At 43.1% G+C, this 16,656-nt stretch carries 16 protein-coding genes; 6 read left to right on the top strand and 10 right to left on the bottom strand.

Annotated elements, in window-relative coordinates:
- Positions 1–244 precede the first annotated feature (244 nt).
- Positions 245–847, bottom strand: coding sequence for a YigZ family protein (locus tag JMX91_RS02540; protein WP_201547528.1), 603 nt, complete (start codon positions 845–847; stop codon positions 245–247).
- A 197-nt stretch (positions 848–1,044) separates the two neighbouring features.
- Here JMX91_RS02540 and JMX91_RS02535 point away from each other — a divergent pair, with 197 nt between their 5' ends.
- Positions 1,045–1,749, top strand: a complete 705-nt coding sequence (locus JMX91_RS02535) for a pseudouridine synthase (protein WP_201547527.1) — start codon at positions 1,045–1,047, stop codon at positions 1,747–1,749.
- Between the two features lie 389 nt (positions 1,750–2,138).
- On the top strand, positions 2,139–3,203 hold the full coding sequence (locus JMX91_RS02530; protein WP_201547526.1) for a disulfide isomerase DsbC N-terminal domain-containing protein: 1,065 nt from the start codon (positions 2,139–2,141) through the stop codon (positions 3,201–3,203).
- Positions 3,204–3,356: 153 nt separating this feature from the next.
- On the opposite strand, the gene JMX91_RS02525 is transcribed toward JMX91_RS02530, so the two are convergent.
- On the bottom strand, positions 3,357–4,007 hold the full coding sequence (locus JMX91_RS02525; protein ID WP_102078213.1) for a DUF2939 domain-containing protein: 651 nt from the start codon (positions 4,005–4,007) through the stop codon (positions 3,357–3,359).
- A 43-nt stretch (positions 4,008–4,050) separates the two neighbouring features.
- Between JMX91_RS02525 and JMX91_RS13370 the strand changes: the two genes are divergently transcribed.
- The 4 genes from JMX91_RS13370 to JMX91_RS02510 all read left to right on the top strand — a co-directional run bounded on the left by JMX91_RS13370 (position 4,051) and on the right by JMX91_RS02510 (position 7,575).
- Entirely contained in the window at positions 4,051–4,179 is a 129-nt protein-coding gene (locus tag JMX91_RS13370) for a hypothetical protein (RefSeq protein WP_265089150.1), read from the top strand.
- A 251-nt stretch (positions 4,180–4,430) separates the two neighbouring features.
- Positions 4,431–5,567, top strand: a complete 1,137-nt coding sequence (dnaJ, locus tag JMX91_RS02520) for a molecular chaperone DnaJ (RefSeq protein ID WP_201547525.1) — start codon at positions 4,431–4,433, stop codon at positions 5,565–5,567.
- 173 nt (positions 5,568–5,740) lie between these two features.
- Entirely contained in the window at positions 5,741–6,571 is an 831-nt protein-coding gene (gene dapB / locus JMX91_RS02515; protein WP_201547524.1) for a 4-hydroxy-tetrahydrodipicolinate reductase, read from the top strand.
- Positions 6,572–6,648: 77 nt separating this feature from the next.
- On the top strand, positions 6,649–7,575 hold the full coding sequence (locus JMX91_RS02510) for a hypothetical protein (RefSeq protein WP_201547523.1): 927 nt from the start codon (positions 6,649–6,651) through the stop codon (positions 7,573–7,575).
- Positions 7,576–7,653: 78 nt separating this feature from the next.
- Here the strand turns inward: JMX91_RS02510 and JMX91_RS02505 are convergent, their stop codons facing one another.
- From JMX91_RS02505 to erpA, 8 genes are all read right to left on the bottom strand, one after another.
- Entirely contained in the window at positions 7,654–8,829 is a 1,176-nt protein-coding gene (locus JMX91_RS02505; protein WP_201547597.1) for a type III PLP-dependent enzyme, read from the bottom strand.
- 146 nt (positions 8,830–8,975) lie between these two features.
- Complete coding sequence (gene def, locus JMX91_RS02500; protein ID WP_057757649.1) at positions 8,976–9,530, bottom strand: peptide deformylase; 555 nt, start codon at positions 9,528–9,530, stop codon at positions 8,976–8,978.
- A gap of 222 nt (positions 9,531–9,752) precedes the next feature.
- The gene (locus JMX91_RS02495; RefSeq protein WP_057757652.1) at positions 9,753–10,007 is read right to left on the bottom strand and encodes a GlsB/YeaQ/YmgE family stress response membrane protein; all 255 of its coding nucleotides are present in this window, start codon (positions 10,005–10,007) and stop codon (positions 9,753–9,755) included.
- A gap of 358 nt (positions 10,008–10,365) precedes the next feature.
- Entirely contained in the window at positions 10,366–11,847 is a 1,482-nt protein-coding gene (mpl, locus tag JMX91_RS02490) for a UDP-N-acetylmuramate:L-alanyl-gamma-D-glutamyl-meso-diaminopimelate ligase (protein WP_201547522.1), read from the bottom strand.
- A 261-nt stretch (positions 11,848–12,108) separates the two neighbouring features.
- Positions 12,109–12,747 (bottom strand): copper resistance protein NlpE N-terminal domain-containing protein, encoded by a 639-nt coding sequence (locus JMX91_RS02485; RefSeq protein ID WP_201547521.1) that lies wholly within the window; start codon positions 12,745–12,747, stop codon positions 12,109–12,111.
- 442 nt (positions 12,748–13,189) lie between these two features.
- Positions 13,190–13,702, bottom strand: coding sequence for a disulfide bond formation protein B (locus tag JMX91_RS02480; RefSeq protein ID WP_057757661.1), 513 nt, complete (start codon positions 13,700–13,702; stop codon positions 13,190–13,192).
- A gap of 167 nt (positions 13,703–13,869) precedes the next feature.
- Positions 13,870–15,444, bottom strand: coding sequence for a glutamate--cysteine ligase (gshA, locus tag JMX91_RS02475; RefSeq protein ID WP_201547520.1), 1,575 nt, complete (start codon positions 15,442–15,444; stop codon positions 13,870–13,872).
- Between the two features lie 353 nt (positions 15,445–15,797).
- A complete protein-coding gene (erpA, locus tag JMX91_RS02470) occupies positions 15,798–16,178 on the bottom strand; it encodes an iron-sulfur cluster insertion protein ErpA (protein ID WP_057757666.1) in 381 nt (126 codons plus the stop codon).
- Positions 16,179–16,656 lie beyond the last annotated feature (478 nt).

The raw sequence follows: 16,656 nt of genomic DNA, 5'->3' as shown, positions 1-16,656 counted from the left end.
TATTTAATAATCGTGGAAAAACAAATAGAGTAGTGTGATAAGGGGTTTTTATCATAACGTCAGTACCTGTGAAAACCAATAATTTTCAGTGAACGCATGATTACTGAAAACAGCTACTGGAAATTAGCTACTGAGAAGTAGCTGCTAAAAATCATTTATCGAGAAACAATTTCTGTAAAAAGCTAATAAATGTATTGAAAAGAGAACTGTCTAAAGTTTGCGACGAGAATAGCTAGTCAGATTTTTATTCTTCTGGCTTGTCCAATACTCGACCATCCATTGCTAAACGCTCTTTTAAATTTTCGACATCTGCTTCAGCAAGTGTGGCGGTTAGGGTTACTTGCTTGCTATAGGCGACATCATCGATATGACCGCCAAGGCTCTCTATCATATAGCGGCATTGTGCTTCAGTCGCAAACTCTGCCAGTATCTGAATCTGAGTCATTGGTACATAAGGGTTTAGTATCATCTCGTCGACGGCCGCTTGGGCAGAGCCTGCATAAGCACGGGTAAGACCGCCAGCACCCAATTTGATACCACCGAAGTAACGTACTACGATGATAATCACATTGCCGATTGACTTATGTTGTAGCACATTCAATATCGGTCGACCCGCTGTACCACTTGGCTCGCCATCATCATCGAAACCAGCACTAGTGGTATTATCTGGATCACCGATGATGTATGCCCAGCAGAAGTGCCGTGCATCGGGGTATTGCTCTCGCAGTTGTTCCACGTGAAACATTGCTTGATCGCGAGAGGTCACCGGATAGGCGTAAGCGATAAACTCAGATTTTTTAATTTCGAGTCGCGTGGTAACGGCACGTTTTAGCGTTTGATAGCTCATATTTCATCAGGCTTAGGTTGGATATGTTAAACTGGTCTGACTTTCACTGGCTTTTGTATTGAGCACAGTGTTCATTTAATTTTTCATTATAGTACCATTTCTAACCATCGAAGATAACGAGCCGCTCACGGCTGAGTGTTGGCGTCGTTAGTTTCTGATTTAGGGCTGGTATAATAAAACCGATGGTAGTAAATAGTATGCGTTTAGATAAATTCATTAGTAAAGCCACTGAGCTGTCGCGTAAAGAGTCAAAGAAGATCATGCACGCCGGCGAAATCACCGTAAACGATCAAGTGGTTAAAGATCCTGGCCTACATGTTGATGTCGTCAATGATGATGTGATGTGGGCAGGCGAGCCGTTGTCGGTTGCTGCGGGCAATCGCTATATCTTGTTATATAAGCCTGAAGGCTTCGAATGCACGCTAAAAGTTAAAGAATATCCAATCGTCACCGAACTGATTGCTGTACCAGAATTGGGCAGTCTGCGTATCGCCGGACGTCTCGACGTCGATACTACTGGCGCATTGCTCATGAGTGATGATGGTGGCTGGCTACATCGTGTCACCAGTCCTAAGCACGAGCATGCCAAGGTGTATGAGCTGACTTTGGCAGATGCAATGGATAGTGATGCACAAGAAAAAGCCGTTAAGAAAGTGGCTGAAGGCATCTTGCTTGAAGGTGATTACGAGCCAACCAAGCCTGCTGTTCTTGAGTTCATTGATGAAAAACATGCACGCCTCACATTGGAGCAGGGCAAATACCATCAGGTCAAACGTATGATGGGTTACTTCGGTAATCGAGTCACCGATCTGCACCGCGCCAGTATCGGTCATATCAATCTAGAAGGGCTAGAAAAAGGCGATAGTCGTTTCTTAACGCCAGAAGAAGTTGCCAAGTTTTAATCAATGAGCACTGAAATTATTAAGCTTTGGCATTAGTATTTGTCTTGAAATTATCGTTTTAAACCCATTAGCAGCCGCTACTCAGTGTGCTGCTTTTTGCGGTCTACTATATTGTATTTATGTCTACTACCTACCTGTGTTGCCTATCTCTTAAAGCTAAGTAGCAGTTTTGCGACTTTAGCCATTTTGCGCTTTGCAAAACTATCCCATATGCTACAGTCTTTTTAATCTATATTTTTATGACAGACAACCCTTAAACCAATTCCAAGAACCTGACTAATCAGAAAGTGGATTGCTACCTTTCAGTTAGTGGTAGATTTAGTGGTAGATTTGGAATTGGTCTTAATATTAAAAACTGCCATTATTAAAAACCAGATAGGAATCTCTCTGTGACATTACCTGTATTAAAGTCCGCTAGCCTAATCAGCGTCATACTATTAGCAACCACTGCTTGCGCTCAGCCAAGTTCAGCAGATGCTAATAGCAATAACGTAACGCAAAGCACTACAAATTCGCAAGTAGCTCAAACAGTGAGTGCAACTGTCGATAAGCGATTGCGCCAAGTACTGACCCAAGCAGGCATCAAAACAAAGATTACTTCTATTGTGCCATCCAAACTGCCCAATATGTATCAAGTGAATTTGGCTGGCCAGTTGCCGCTGCACATCACCGAAGATGGTCGTTACGTCATTCAGGGTGAGCTACAGAAAAACCCAAGTAAGCAAGTTGTCACCAAAACACCAGTACGTAGCACGAGTACGCAAGTAGGCAAACCTGTCAGTGCCTCAGTCAAATCGTCTATGCTAGCAAATATGGCGGCGCTTAAGAACATGAGCGCGAAAACACCATTCTTTTATACCGCAGTACCGGGGGTCATCTGGGGCGCAACCCTAGAAGGCGTGCCGTTTTTACTATCAGATGATGCGCAGTATATTACCGATGGTGAAATATCAGTCATCGAAAACGGTCAATTTATCGGCCTCGATGAGAACTTTGAAAAACATAAAAACCAGTCGGTGTTTGCGTCATTGGACAAAAGCCAGCTGATTACTTATCCAGCGACCACTACTGAGAGAGCCGTTATCTATGTGGCAGATGATGTGAACTGCCCTTACTGCCGCCGATTACATCAGCAAGTGCCCTCACTCAATGCAAAAGGCGTGACGGTCAATGTCATCGGCTATCCGATATATGATGCGTCACCGAAGCAGATGCGTGGTATCTGGTGCCAAGCGGATGAAGACAGTCGTCGTCAGGCATTTGACAAAGCGATGCTACAGGGTGAAATGACGCCTGCATCAGCAAGTTGTACAGTTGACCATGTGACACCCAATCGTGAAAAAGCAGCTGGACTCGCGGTAATGGCGACGCCTGCAATCTATCGTGAAGATGGCGTGCTATATCAGGCGAGTTTTGAAAGCCCAGAATTTCTAGAATTCTTGGGTGTTGAATAATCGACTGGTATGGTTGGGTGTTCTAGCAATTCAAAACTTTAAGATATTGGACTGCTAAACAATGTAAAAAAACCGCCTTATGAATCAGTTCATAGGGCGGTTTTTTTGGTTCTATTCAGACATTTTTGCATCTCAAAAGCTGTCTTAAATAATTTATGGTAAGACAATATCAATAATTTTCCAATTGATAAGCCCTTCACGCTGCATCTCGATAGTGAGAGGGTAGCCTTTTACCTGACCACTAATACTAAAGCAGTTGATACCGCAGTAGCTAAGCGTTGGCTTTTCACTGTCATTGCCTTGGGCGACATGCTGCTCAAGTTCTGCCGCTTGTTTTTTCATGACTTGCTGCATTTGGCTTTTGACCACGGCATCGACATCACCACGCTGAATGATTAAGCTCTGAATTAGGTTTTTCAAGTCAACTTGATCGCTAGCGATGGCCCATGCTGCGGCTAGCTCTTTGGTTGCTGTATTGGCTTGACCTTGGGTATTAATCACTTTTTCGATATTTTGCGGAGTGATAGCCCCTTCAACTGCCTGCGCGATAAAACCATTCGCGGCTTCGGTCAACGGCTCACCGCCCAACTCAGAAATTAGTGGGTACTTAGTCATTGTCGTCGCAAATTGGCTGGTTAGCTGATTTTGGACGCTTGGTCGCACTTGCTCATAATCAATAGCCGCTGCGATAGTGGCACCGTCTTTATCGTCATAAGCGTTTTTGAGCTGATAAGCACTGTAATAAGGCGAACCTGCATACACTGCTACCGCAATGATGATTAATAGAATAACCAGCTTTTTCATAAGACTTGATACCTTGTCGCAATCGTCATCACTATGAGTATAAATGACCGTAGATGTGGCGGTAAATATTAGCACGACTGGGCATCGCTCAGGTACGAAAAGCTTTGCAGTAACCTTAATGAATCGTTTGGCTTTTGCCGCAGCGATGCCAACTGCTAATTTCATCATTTAAGAGCTTGATAAATCAGCAGACCATCTCCATAAATAGCGCAAACTTTTTATAATTGATTTGGCTAAGCAGCCTTCACCGTATTTGTTGGTTAAGTCTAAGCATTATGGTTCTATAGCATGATGAGTTGTGATGTTTCATGTGAAACGTTATATATATCTGATAGCTAAGAACCATGAATAAGATTAAGACAATTATCAATTGAGCTGATGATTTGACGAGCCGGTGTGACTGTAAAGACGATAGGAGAGAGCATGAGTAAGCGCGATTTTTATGAAATATTAGGTGTCAGCAAGACCGCTGACAGCAAAGAAATTAAGCGAGCCTACCGTAAGCTTGCCATGAAATACCATCCAGATCGCAACTCTGATGATCCTGATTCGGAAGACAAATTCAAAGAAGCTTCAATGGCTTATGAAGTATTGAGCGACGAAGAGAAACGTTCAGCCTACGACCGTATGGGCCATGCAGCCTTTGAAAACGGCATGGGTGGCGGCGGCTTCGGCGGCGCAGGTGGCGGCAACTTCCAAGATATCTTCGGCGATATCTTTGGTAACTTCGGTGATATCTTCGGTCAGCAACGTGGTGGCGGCGGTGGGCGTACGCGTCGCGGCTCTGACTTGCGTTATGTGATTGAGCTGACATTAGAAGAAGCTGTACGTGGCTGCAAAAAAGAAATCAGTTTCACGGCTCCTGCGCCTTGTGATACCTGTGATGGTAAAGGGGCAAAAAATGCGTCTGATGTGGTTACCTGTCAGACTTGTCATGGCCAAGGTCAAGTACGTATGCAGCAAGGTTTCTTTGCGGTACAGCAAGCTTGTCCTCATTGCGGCGGTACTGGTAAACAGATCAAAAACCCTTGTTCAGACTGTCATGGTAATGGCGTAAAAGACAAATCACGTACGTTAGAAGTCTCTATCCCTGCAGGCGTCGATGATGGTGATCGTGTTCGTCTAGCTGGCGAAGGCGAAGCAGGCGGCGCTGGCGTACAAAACGGCGATCTATATGTCGAAGTACGCGTCAAACAGCATAATGTCTTTACCCGTCAAGGTGCTGACCTATATATGGATGTACCCGTCAGCATTACTGATGCAGCATTGGGTAAAGAAGTCGAAATCCCAACCTTAGATGGCAAAGTAAAAATCAAAGTGGCAGAAGGTACGCAAAGCGGTAAGTTGCTGCGTGTACGCGGCAAGGGCGTAACGCCAGTCCGTACTACTATGAAAGGTGATTTGATTTGCCGTGTGGTTATCGAAACGCCAGTGAATCTAACTCGTGAGCAAAAAGACTTGCTACGCCAATTCCAAGATACTTTGGATGACGACAGTAAGCACCAACAGTCGCCACATAAGAAGTCATTCTTCAAAAAAATCGGTGATTTGTTCGATTAAGAAATAGTTTAACTAAGTAGCTAGTATTAAATAAAGCCCAAAGGTTTCACATGAAACCTTTGGGCTTTTTATTGATGGTATAAAAAGCCATTCATGTGATGATATTTGCTAAACTTACAATAAATGATAGTCAAAAATAGTTTCACTAAATATAAAACATCTAAGGTAAAAGTATGAGCGAACAAGCAAATAATAAATCTATCAACGTTGGGGTAATCGGTGCAGGCGGCCGTATGGGTCGTATGCTCATCGAGGCAGTACAGAATAACCCGCAAACTACATTAAAGGCAGCGATTGAGCGTCAAGGCTCTAGCCTAGTCGGTGCTGATGCAGGCGAAGTTGCTGCTATCGGTCATTTAAATGTACAAATCGTTGACGACTTAGCCGCTGTGATTGATGATATCGATGTGCTGATTGATTTTAGCTTGCCTGATGCCACTGAAAAAAACATGCAAGTTTGTGTTGAGCATAATGTTGCTATGGTCATCGGTACGACAGGATTCAATGAACAGCAAGAACAAGTACTGGCAAAAGCAAGTGAGCAAATCACTATCGTATATGCGGGTAACTATTCGACAGGCGTTAATTTATCATTGAAGCTGCTCGGGATGGCTGCCAAAGCGTTTGGTAATGACGCTGATGTAGAAATCATTGAGGCCCATCATAAGCATAAAATTGATGCGCCTTCTGGTACGGCGTATATGATGGCCGAAGCCGTCGCGGAAGCGCGCGGACAGAACCTAAAAGACGTCGCTATTTATGGCCGCGAAGGACAAACTGGCGAGCGCGAATCTGGGACAATTGGTATTCATGCAGTACGTGGCGGCGAAATCGTAGGCGACCATACTGTGATGTTTATCGCAGATGGCGAAGTGGTTGAGATTACCCATCGTGCACGCGCGCGCATGACATTTGCCGCTGGTGCCGTACGTGCCGCAACTTGGGTCGTTGAGCAGGAAGTAGGTCAGTACAATATGCAGGACGTACTTGGATTAAGTGACTAATAACTACTTATGGTTGACGGTCAAGTTTAGCGTTATGGCTGATGGTTCGATGACTTAATAGCAGCAAGGGAGCAGGTATGAATAGTATCAAACGTTATATTAGTCATAGACTGATTGGTGCTGTTTGTACCATCAACCTTGCGAACCTATCAGCTTTTGCACTGAGTCTAGCGGTTCTACCAGTAACCGTACAAGCTAGCACTGCTCAAACCTATGTTATCCATACTTATGGTGGGGCTAGTCTGTTACCTGCAGTAAGGCAACAATTAAATAGTAGTCCTGACGGTGGCACGGTGACTACGTATCAAGATAAATTGGTACTACAAGCGACGGCACGCAATTATCAGGCGGTACAGCAGTTATTGTCTCAAATTGACCGTCAGCCACAGGCATTGGCGGTCGCCGTACGTGTTGGCAATAGTAGTAGCGGACAAGGCAATATTCAGCAAAGTCAGGTCATTATTACCAATCGCGGTATCCAAGGTGCAGGGGTTATTAGTCAGCGTAGCAGCCTGCAGCAGGGTAATAATCTATATCAAGTACAAACACTATCTGGCAGTGCGGCGAGTATCAGCACAGGTACGCTCTACTCACTGACTCAAACCTACAATGCTAATAACTATTCAACTTATCATCGTTCAGCTAGCGATAACTTAAGACCACAGATTGTGATTCAGCAGCAAATACTACTGCCAACGACGCAAGGTATTGCTGTCACACCAAGACTGCTGCCCAATGGACAGGTGGAAGTACAACTCTCCCAAGTAGAAGAAAGGTTAGTGCAGCCGAATTCACCTTATAATAAAATGAGTTCTGCTGATAATTCTACTGGCAATGCTAGCAATGCTATTCGGGGTCAAAGATTTAACAGTACGATTATCGTGCCACGTGGACAATGGGTGACGATTGGGCAAGTTTCACAAAACTCAAGCAGTAGCACCAGCAACGGTAGCCGAACTATTGATAACAATAATAGCGTGCCTATTTCTTTGCGAGTTGACTAGTTACTAAGTCGTTACGCACAAAAAAGCGCGATACGAGTATTAACCGTGCCGCGCTTTTTTGTGAAACAGTGTTAAGTACTAGTCAATATAAATCACTTCGAGCGGTGGGAAACCATTGAACTCTACCGATGAGTAAGAGTTGGTATAAGCACCAGTAGTGAGCCAGTAGATTTTATCACCAATCTCAAGCTCTTCTGGTAGCTGATAGCCTGCTTCTTCATACATAATATCAGTTGAATCACAGGTTGGGCCTGCCAATACTACTGTACCTTCACTGGTAGATGTTTCCATCTTGGGCGTATAGACAGGGTACTTGATAGCTTCACCTAGCGTCTCGATTAAGCCTTGGAATAGACCAACGTCGGTATATACCCAACGAGTCAAATCGGTATCAGACTTACGAGAGATCAGTACCACGTCACTGACCAACACGCCTGAACCACCAACCAACGAACGACCCGGCTCCAAAATAATTTCTGGCATTTCGTCATCATTATAGTCATCAGTCAGATAGCTGGTAATTTCTTCCGCATAGACTTTAATAGGGTTGACTTCGCTAATGTAATTGGTCGGGAAGCCACCACCCAAATTGATCATTTGTAGCTTGATACCTTCTTCGTTCTTCATCCAGTCAAACATATATTTAACTTTGGATAATGCATCATCCCATGCAGCGACGTCTTTTTGCTGGCTACCAACGTGGAACGAGATACCATAAGGAACCAAGCCCAGCTCGCGTGCTTGAACCAATAGGTCGATTGCCATATTAGGATGGCAGCCAAACTTACGTGACAATGGCCATTCTGCTGTCTCTGACCCTTGAACCAAGATACGAACAAATATTTTAGAACCTGGAGCGTGTTTGGCAATGTTTTTTAGATCTGCTTCTGAATCAGTCGCATATAGATCGATGCCTTTCTCAAAGGCATATTTGACATGCTCAGCTTTTTTGATGGTGTTGCCATACGAGATACGAGATGGCTCAACGCCGCAACCAAGCACGCGATCAAGCTCATAGATAGAGGCACAGTCAAAGTTTGAACCAAGGTTTGCTAGTAGATCGATTACTTCCACCGCAGGGCTAGCTTTCATTGCATAATGCAGTTTCGCGTTAGGAAACAGGCTTACCATTTCGTGGTATTTGGTTTCGATACGACTAAGGTCAACTACTAAGAAAGGCGTTTCGCGACCTTCAGCAGCCTTGGTAAATTTCTGCCAGCTGGCAGGTTCAAAATATTGGTCAATTTTGATCATTGTCATAGTAGTAAACCTTTTGTGGAAACTGTATCGGTTATAAAAGTTATCGCCAAACAGTGAATGCTAAATATTAACACTCACTGTAGACGTAACTATGTGAAGGATAAAGACGAAATAAAAAGATAAGAATAAAGAGTAGAGCTTTAAGAATTGACGGCTTGTGTCTGTTTTTCTGCTGATTGAGCTTCTTGCTTTTCACGTATTTTAAGAACTTTACGAACTTTATCACGAGCACGCGTCTGTTTAAGACGAGACAAGTAGTCAACGAAGATTACGCCATTTAGGTGATCCATTTCATGCTGAATACAAACAGCAAGCAATCCTTCAACGACTTCGTCGATGACCTCACCGTTACCGTCTAGCGCTTCGATACGGACTTTATTAGGACGCTCGACTTTGTCATAGACATCAGGTACAGATAAGCAGCCTTCTTCATACGGTTGCTTTTCTTCTACCAGTGGCGTGACTTTTGGATTGATAAAAACTCTAGGAGAGCTTTTGTCTTCAGACAAATCCATAACGATAAGCTGAATATGATGATCCACTTGACTGGCTGCAAGCCCAATGCCTTGAGCATCATACATCGTCTCGATCATGTCTGCGATTAAGGTTTTGATTTCAGCAGTCACTTCCTTGACAGGCTTGGCGATAGTACGCAAGCGAGGATCTGGGTAACTTAAGATAGGGAGTAGTGCCATAACGCTCACCTCAAAGATAAGGACAAAATAGGGTTGATATTATAAGATAAATGGGGACAAAAGTAATGCTTATCAATACTTTCGCAGTCATATGATGCTATATGCATATAGAAAAATTAAATTTCAATGATAAATGGCATAAAAAAGCCCTGCTTAACGCAAGGCTTTGTTTATATAGTATTTTAATTAGCTAGTAATTAATTACGCACAGTTTATAACTAGTTATGCACGGCGTTTGTTTACAATCATTTCATATAGGAACAATAAGATAATTGCACCAATTACTGAGAATATAAGACCAGTGAAACCGCCATCAGCGTTAATACCAATTAGGCCAGCTAGGAAACCACCTAGCATTGCACCAACGATACCCAATACGATAGTCATAATCCAACCCATAGGGTCGTTACCTGGTTTGATGGCACGTGCTAATAAACCTGCGACTAAACCTACAATAATCATCCAAATAAAGCTCATGTTATTCTCCTAATATTATTAATATTTATAATGTGTTACAAGTTTTGATAAGCCTATTGTAAACACTCCTCGGACGCAAAAGTAAGCATAAAATGTTACTACTGTAGGGGCTATGTGAGGAAAAAGTCCGATTTGCTATCGAGTAAGGGCAATAAGTAAACGAAAGGTTACAAAGGTAGCAGTGGTGCTAACAGCGTTTATCAACGTGGTACCTGTAGTGCCGAATTCATATAATGAAGGCATATAAATATTAGAAGTAAAAAACGCAGCCATCTATTAGATGAGCTGCGTTTGTATAGAGGAAAATAAGAAGAGCTGTTTCTTTATAAGAGCTGCTTCTTTATCTTAGCTAGAAGCGTCAACCGTTATGCAATGCCGTTAATAAACGCTGATGAATCCCTTCAAAACCGCCATTTGACATGACCACAATCGCATCACCTGCTTTTGCATGACTGCTGATATGCTCAATAATAGCATCAATGCTTGATAGCACTTGTTGGTTGCCGATAGCGTCGCTAGTAGCCTTGGCTTGTTCGATGACCTCTTTTAAGCCCCATTCCAGACCAGTAGGCTCGTACCATAACGTGTAGTCAGCAAGTGCCGCTGATTGAGCCAAGCTGTCTTGATGAATACCCATTTTCATGGTGTTACTACGCGGCTCAATGATAGCCCAAATACGTCTATCAGCCAGCTTCTTTTTGGCACCATCCAATGTGGTTGTAATAGCTGTTGGATGATGGGCAAAATCATCAAAGACTAAGATGTCATTGACGTCGCCAATCAGCTCCATCCGGCGCTTGATACCAGCGAAATCTGATAAAGCAGCACAAGCAGTCTCAACACTGACACCAACATCATAGGCAGCAGCCACAGCAACTAACGCGTTATTGACGTTATGGATACCGCTCATTGACCAGTTTACGACAGCAGTTGCCTTTTTATCAGTGGCAAAACTGACTTTAAACTTACTACCGTCTTCTTGAATCAGCTCAGACTGCCAGTCGCTACTATCTTTTAAAGCACGCGCATTTTCACTCGTATCATCTAAAGTAGAGTCGATGACGGCAGTACGCCAGATAGGTGTCCAAACCCCTTTCGCTAGCGTATCTTCTAAACTAATGGTCGCGGCTGGCATAATGATTTTGCCAGTGCTTGGAATCATGCGCACCATATGGTGGAACTGAGTTTGTATTGCATTGAGATCTGCAAAGATGTCTGCATGATCAAACTCAAGGTTATTCAAAATAGCAGTACGCGGACGATAGTGAACGAACTTTGAGCGCTTATCAAAAAACGCAGAGTCGTACTCATCTGCTTCAATCACAAAGTAACCAGATTTATCATTATCGCTTTTATCAGCACCCAAATAGCTGCTGTGCGCGAACACTTGCTGCAAATGCTCGTCAGTTGTATCAACTAGTGGTACACCGCCAATCAAAAACCCTGCGTCGATACCAGCATAATGTAATATCCACGCAAGCATAGTCGTGGTTGTGGTCTTACCATGCGTACCTGCAACGGCGATTACGTGGCGTGACTGCAATACTTGCTCAGATAAGAACTGCGGACCTGAGGTATAGCGCAAGCCATTATCTAGCATATACTCAATCACATCCATGCCGCGCTTCATCGCGTTCCCAACGACGACTAAGTCTGGCGTTGGTTGCAAGTGTTCTACCAGATAGCCTTCTTCTATAGTCACGCCAGCATTTTCGAGTTGAGTGGACATAGGAGGATAGACATTGGCATCTGAACCTGTGACCGTATGCCCAAGCGCACGTGCTAGCAATGCCAGTGAGCCCATAAAAGTACCACAAATACCAAGGATATGAATATGCATAGACGTTCCGTACGCGCTTGAATGAAAAGAATAGAGAGCGGATAAAATAAAATGTGAGGTGCCTAGCTGTTAGCAGTAAAAATAAACGCTTTGATAAACAACGACCAATATATCAGCTTGGCAAACAAGCAATCATTGTAAAGTAAACCCTGTTCGATGACCAATAAAAAACGCCTAACAAGTAGGCGCTATGTAGCTAATGTAATTTGGTTATTTTAGTATGTAGCGATACGCCAACTAACAGTTAGCATAATGACGCTTTTACTTGCGAGATAACGTATAGTCATCCTCTAAATTATCGTGCTCATCGATCCGTATCAAATGATTGTCTTGGATATGGTAGGTCTCGATATTTTTCCCTTCATAGACAATGGTAATTTTATCATTGTCTTGTCGATAGATACCCGATTCGAGTAGGGGTGTTTTTGGTTTTTCAGGATTATGATAATAACTTGCTTTTAGTACAGACCCATCAGCGAACAAGTTCAATGTGACATCGATACTGTCGCAATCTGTACAAGAGACCATGCCGCCATAATCGCCCATCAGTGTTGCTTGCAGCATACTGCTTTTTGCTTCTGATCGCTCCATAGAGCTGTCTGCATAGGTATCTTTATTTGACTGAGCAGCAGCAATTAATGATTGCCCTTCCACCATCTCGCTTGTCTCATCATTATCCGCTAGCTCAGCATTTTTAGCATTGTCATCTTGCAATGATTGTGAAGCCTCCTGCGATTCAGAACCAGTCGACGCGAACGTAGATACCATGTCTTTATCGGTATTGGACGAGGCACTATCACAGCCTACGAGTAGCACGCATAGTGACGCTACAAGTAACGAAGGACGCCACCGTTTTACGATAGCAAGCGTAGTAGAGCGAACGGGAGCAAAATATATCATGGTCATACCAAAAACAGTTTTTAACAAGTATTTTTCAAGCTCATCTATACTATCGACAACGTAAAGCCATTGTCAAAGATAAAGATAATAAGGCATGGGCGCGTAGTAATAATATAAATCAAGAACTTGATAGCATTATCTTATATTCAAAATACAGATAGCTTATGAGTAGAAAGCGACAAATATCTAATGCTTATCCGTTTATAAGGTAAGCTGACTAAAGATATCAAAGGCTTAAAAATATCTCTGTGGGCTTTTTGTTGTTGGCCTTATATCTAAAAGGCATAAGTTGACATTAGCGATACCTGTTGGTAACGCTAATATGGGTTGTAAGGGCGGGTTAATAGTAGACAAAAAAACAGACATTGTATCGAAGATAGCAATGTCTGTTTTAAAAGCAGAATTAGGAAAGAAACCTAACGTCTTATTAATTCATAAGATACTAATTAGCAGATTTTACGATACGCATTAATATCAAGACATGTACGATCAGCAGCACACTGAATAGAATCAACGACTGCTCAGGAATACTTAATCCCATAAGCGTCCAATCAACAGAAGCGCATTCGCCAGATCCTGCAAATACTTCTTTGAATACTTGTAGGATAGGGAGGGTATCAAGCCAATAGTTCAGTCCTGGACCACAAGAAGGTACTTGATCAGCAGGCAGATGTTGTAGCCATACATGGCGTGCTGCTACTGCGGTTGCCCAACCAATACCAACTAGACTACCAAGCCATAGCAGTAGTCTTATCACTTTAGACTTAGGATTAAACAACGCTGATATCAGGGCAAATCCGCCCATGACGATTAGACCAACACGCTGAAAAATACAGAGCGGGCAAGGTGAAAGCCCTAGATGGCGCTGTAGATAAAACAGCGCAAAACTCATGCCTATGATGGCCATTATCACCAAAAATACTTGCAGGTTACGGTAAGTGGTTAGCTGTCGCATTGTGCGGTTACTCTTATGGATTTATCTATAATAGATGTAGGGTAGCAAATAAAATTAGGCGGTCAAAACTTCACAGTCAGGACTTAGCAATTAGACCTTAGCAATCGAAAACTAGTCATCAGAACTCAGCAATCAATAACTGGCAGTTGAAAGCTAGCAATCAAGGCTTAGCGATACTGCTGTAAAAATTCCATAAAGTCTTCTGTTTCAGACTGCTCAATCTCAGCTTGCTGTAAGATAGATTTTTCTGCCAATACCTCGTATTTAGCTTGAGTATTTGGACTAAGTGTCTGCTGTAGTAAAGACTCGCGATGCTGCTGAGCCAACGTAAATCCAAGCTGCCATAAGCTGCCTAAGCGTTTGCTATCGGAATTCACTTGTGCAGAGATAGTCGACTCCGAGTGTCCTGCTTTGCCTTGCATCAATGCTACGGCCGCGCGGTAATCGTTACCACCGTAGTGAGCATCAAGCAATGCAGCAAGCGGCTGCATACGCTCTAGATGAGTGAGCATCCAGCTTTCAAGTGACTGCTCTTGGCCATTATTGATAATATGCAAGTCATCACGGCGACCTTCATTGACCACACGTTCAAGATTGATAGCGAGCGTGTCTTCTTCTTCAGGTAGCAAGTCTGGTGAGTCACTGAACAGGCAATACAGCGCCATCACTTCTAAGAAGCAAGCACTAGAGAGGCGAATACCTACGTCACTGTATGGGTCAAGATCGATAGCACGGAACTCGACATAGGCGATACCACGACGCTCAAGCGCTTCGGTTGGTGTTTCACCGCTCATTGCGATTTGTTTAGGACGAATAGGGCTGTAGTACTCGTTTTCTATCTGCAAAATATGATTGTTAATTTGGATTGGATTGCCAGCTTCGTCTTCTAGGCCAAGCTTAGCAAAGCTTTCGTGCGGCGTTTGGATGGCACGGCGTAGACCATCGACATACTCTGGCAGATAGTTATAACGGATATCAAGTTGCTCTTGCACGCTATTGGTATAGCCAAGCTTGCCCATACGCAGACTAGTCGCCGCAGGTTTGTAATAGGTCGAATCATTGAGCAATTCTAAATCGTGCTCACGCCCTGCCAAGAAACAAGGACACACGCTTGGACTGGCACCTAGCAAATATAAAACAAGGCTGGTTAGACGTTTAAAGTTACGAATCAGCCCTAAGTATTTTTCGTTTTTGAACTCTGTCAACGTTTGGCTTTGTGCGGTCGGTGTTTGGGCTTGCCACGTCTCAAACAACGTATCACCAAAAGACAAGTTGTAATGTAGACCAGCAATAGTCTGCATGCGACGACCATAGCGGATACCAAGGCCACTACGATATAGAGTTTTTAGCCTACCCGTATTAGAGCTACCATAATCAGCTAGTGGGATATCTTCGTCTTTAGAAGACAACATGCAAGGCATCGATAATGGCCACATCAGCTCACCTTCAGGTATGCCCTGATAGACCAATACGTGCAATTGGCGCAGCATATTGAGGGTCTCTTTTGGTGAGGACTTTGGTTCAGTGATGAGCTCAAGCAGGCTTTCTGAGTAATCGGTAGTGATAAAAGGGTGGGTAAGTTTTGACCCAAGTTTGGCTGGATGCGGGGTCTGTGCCAAGAAACCATCAGGCTTTACGCGTAGGCCCTCTTTTTCAATACCGCGGAGCATACCCGTTAAGTGTTGGCTATCAAACCAATTAGGGATTTCGAAATTAACAAAGCTACTCGCAAAATTACTCATAATAGTCATCTATTGTTATTTATTATGGCGGATCAAAACACGATAAGCGTTTGTCCATAAAATAGGTAAATGTTAGGTCAATAATTCCGTCAGTTTAGCTCAAAGCTGTCTTGAAAACCACGGACAATTACAAATACGATAAGCTTTAGGCAACGCGATTTGTGAGGATTTTGACCCTGTTTTTAATACAAATTCATCTCGAATATAGCGTTATTCTGGCCAGACAGTTTGATAAAAAAAGCATCTACCTGAGAGATAGATGCTTTGTTCATTATGCCTACAAGCTATTTGACATAGTATTGGCACACTATCGCATTATCTTAATAATCATAGCGCGACCACGTCTATTTGGCTTATATAGAGAATGACGAACCGCAGCCGCAAGTGGTCGTGGCATTTGGATTGGTCACCACAAAACGTGCCCCTTCCAGTCCTTCAGTATAATCAACGGTAGAGCCTTGCAAGTATTGATAGCTTAGCGAATCGACGACTAACGTCACATCACCATTATCAAAATTGGCATCGTCTTCGTTTAGATCGTTGGCAAAGTTAAACCCGTAAGAGAAACCAGAACAACCACCACCTGTCACATAAACACGTAACATAAGATCGCTATCGCCTTCTTCTTCGCGTAGACGGCGTACTTTTTGCGCCGCACTATCGGTTAGGCTTAATACGGTTGGGTCTACTGGCTGGCTTGAGCTTGGGCTAAATTGGTTGGCTGATTCGTTCATATCTACCTCAGTTGCTAGGATCAAATGCGGTCGTCGTCCTGTTTGGGTTTGCAATAGGGTACTTGCAAATAAAGATACGCACGGCGTTTGATTTAATTGGGTGCTGTCATTATGGCAAAGCTATTGGTGCATTATAAGCTGTTTGTACAATTTCAAAATAGTATTTGTGCTACTACAACGTTTTATTGGCTCTATTGATAGTGGGCACTTATCTTTTAGCAGTATATCATAATGGGGGTGCTGATTCGTTTGTCAAGAGTGATGCAACTACTGAATTTTACTAATGAATAGCAGTGCTCCATTTTTGATATTGTGTTTTTTAAAATAACTGCGTCAAGGGGCTAAACCAATAACCAGACTAAAAAATAATAGCGTGTGACTATATAAAACACTACTTAATAATATTAGGCAGTCTTAAAGCTTATTAGTCATATTACGGTATTTTACGGCCATAACCTTTATAATAGTAACAACCATG

This window comes from Psychrobacter sp. Pi2-1 (genome assembly GCF_904846645.1).
In the GTDB taxonomy this organism is placed as follows: domain Bacteria; phylum Pseudomonadota; class Gammaproteobacteria; order Pseudomonadales; family Moraxellaceae; genus Psychrobacter.
The sequence above is the reverse complement of the archived record's forward strand: the minus strand, read 5'-3'. Positions and strand labels throughout refer to the sequence as shown.

Bases quoted from the DNA above. Each gene is read 5' to 3' on its own strand.
- JMX91_RS02480 (WP_057757661.1), bottom strand. From the start codon at position 13,702: ATGCGACAGCTAACCACTTACCGTAACCTGCAAGTATTTTTGGTGATA.
- mpl (WP_201547522.1), bottom strand. From the start codon at position 11,847: ATGCATATTCATATCCTTGGTATTTGTGGTACTTTTATGGGCTCACTG.
- dnaJ (WP_201547525.1), top strand. From the start codon at position 4,431: ATGAGTAAGCGCGATTTTTATGAAATATTAGGTGTCAGCAAGACCGCT.
- JMX91_RS02525 (WP_102078213.1), bottom strand. From the start codon at position 4,007: ATGAAAAAGCTGGTTATTCTATTAATCATCATTGCGGTAGCAGTGTAT.
- gshA (WP_201547520.1), bottom strand. From the start codon at position 15,444: ATGAGTAATTTTGCGAGTAGCTTTGTTAATTTCGAAATCCCTAATTGG.
- dapB (WP_201547524.1), top strand. From the start codon at position 5,741: ATGAGCGAACAAGCAAATAATAAATCTATCAACGTTGGGGTAATCGGT.
- erpA (WP_057757666.1), bottom strand. From the start codon at position 16,178: ATGAACGAATCAGCCAACCAATTTAGCCCAAGCTCAAGCCAGCCAGTA.
- JMX91_RS02505 (WP_201547597.1), bottom strand. From the start codon at position 8,829: ATGATCAAAATTGACCAATATTTTGAACCTGCCAGCTGGCAGAAATTT.
- JMX91_RS02540 (WP_201547528.1), bottom strand. From the start codon at position 847: ATGAGCTATCAAACGCTAAAACGTGCCGTTACCACGCGACTCGAAATT.
- JMX91_RS13370 (WP_265089150.1), top strand. From the start codon at position 4,051: ATGACCGTAGATGTGGCGGTAAATATTAGCACGACTGGGCATCGCTCA.
- JMX91_RS02485 (WP_201547521.1), bottom strand. From the start codon at position 12,747: ATGATATATTTTGCTCCCGTTCGCTCTACTACGCTTGCTATCGTAAAA.
- JMX91_RS02510 (WP_201547523.1), top strand. From the start codon at position 6,649: ATGAATAGTATCAAACGTTATATTAGTCATAGACTGATTGGTGCTGTT.
- JMX91_RS02495 (WP_057757652.1), bottom strand. From the start codon at position 10,007: ATGAGCTTTATTTGGATGATTATTGTAGGTTTAGTCGCAGGTTTATTA.
- def (WP_057757649.1), bottom strand. From the start codon at position 9,530: ATGGCACTACTCCCTATCTTAAGTTACCCAGATCCTCGCTTGCGTACT.
- JMX91_RS02535 (WP_201547527.1), top strand. From the start codon at position 1,045: ATGCGTTTAGATAAATTCATTAGTAAAGCCACTGAGCTGTCGCGTAAA.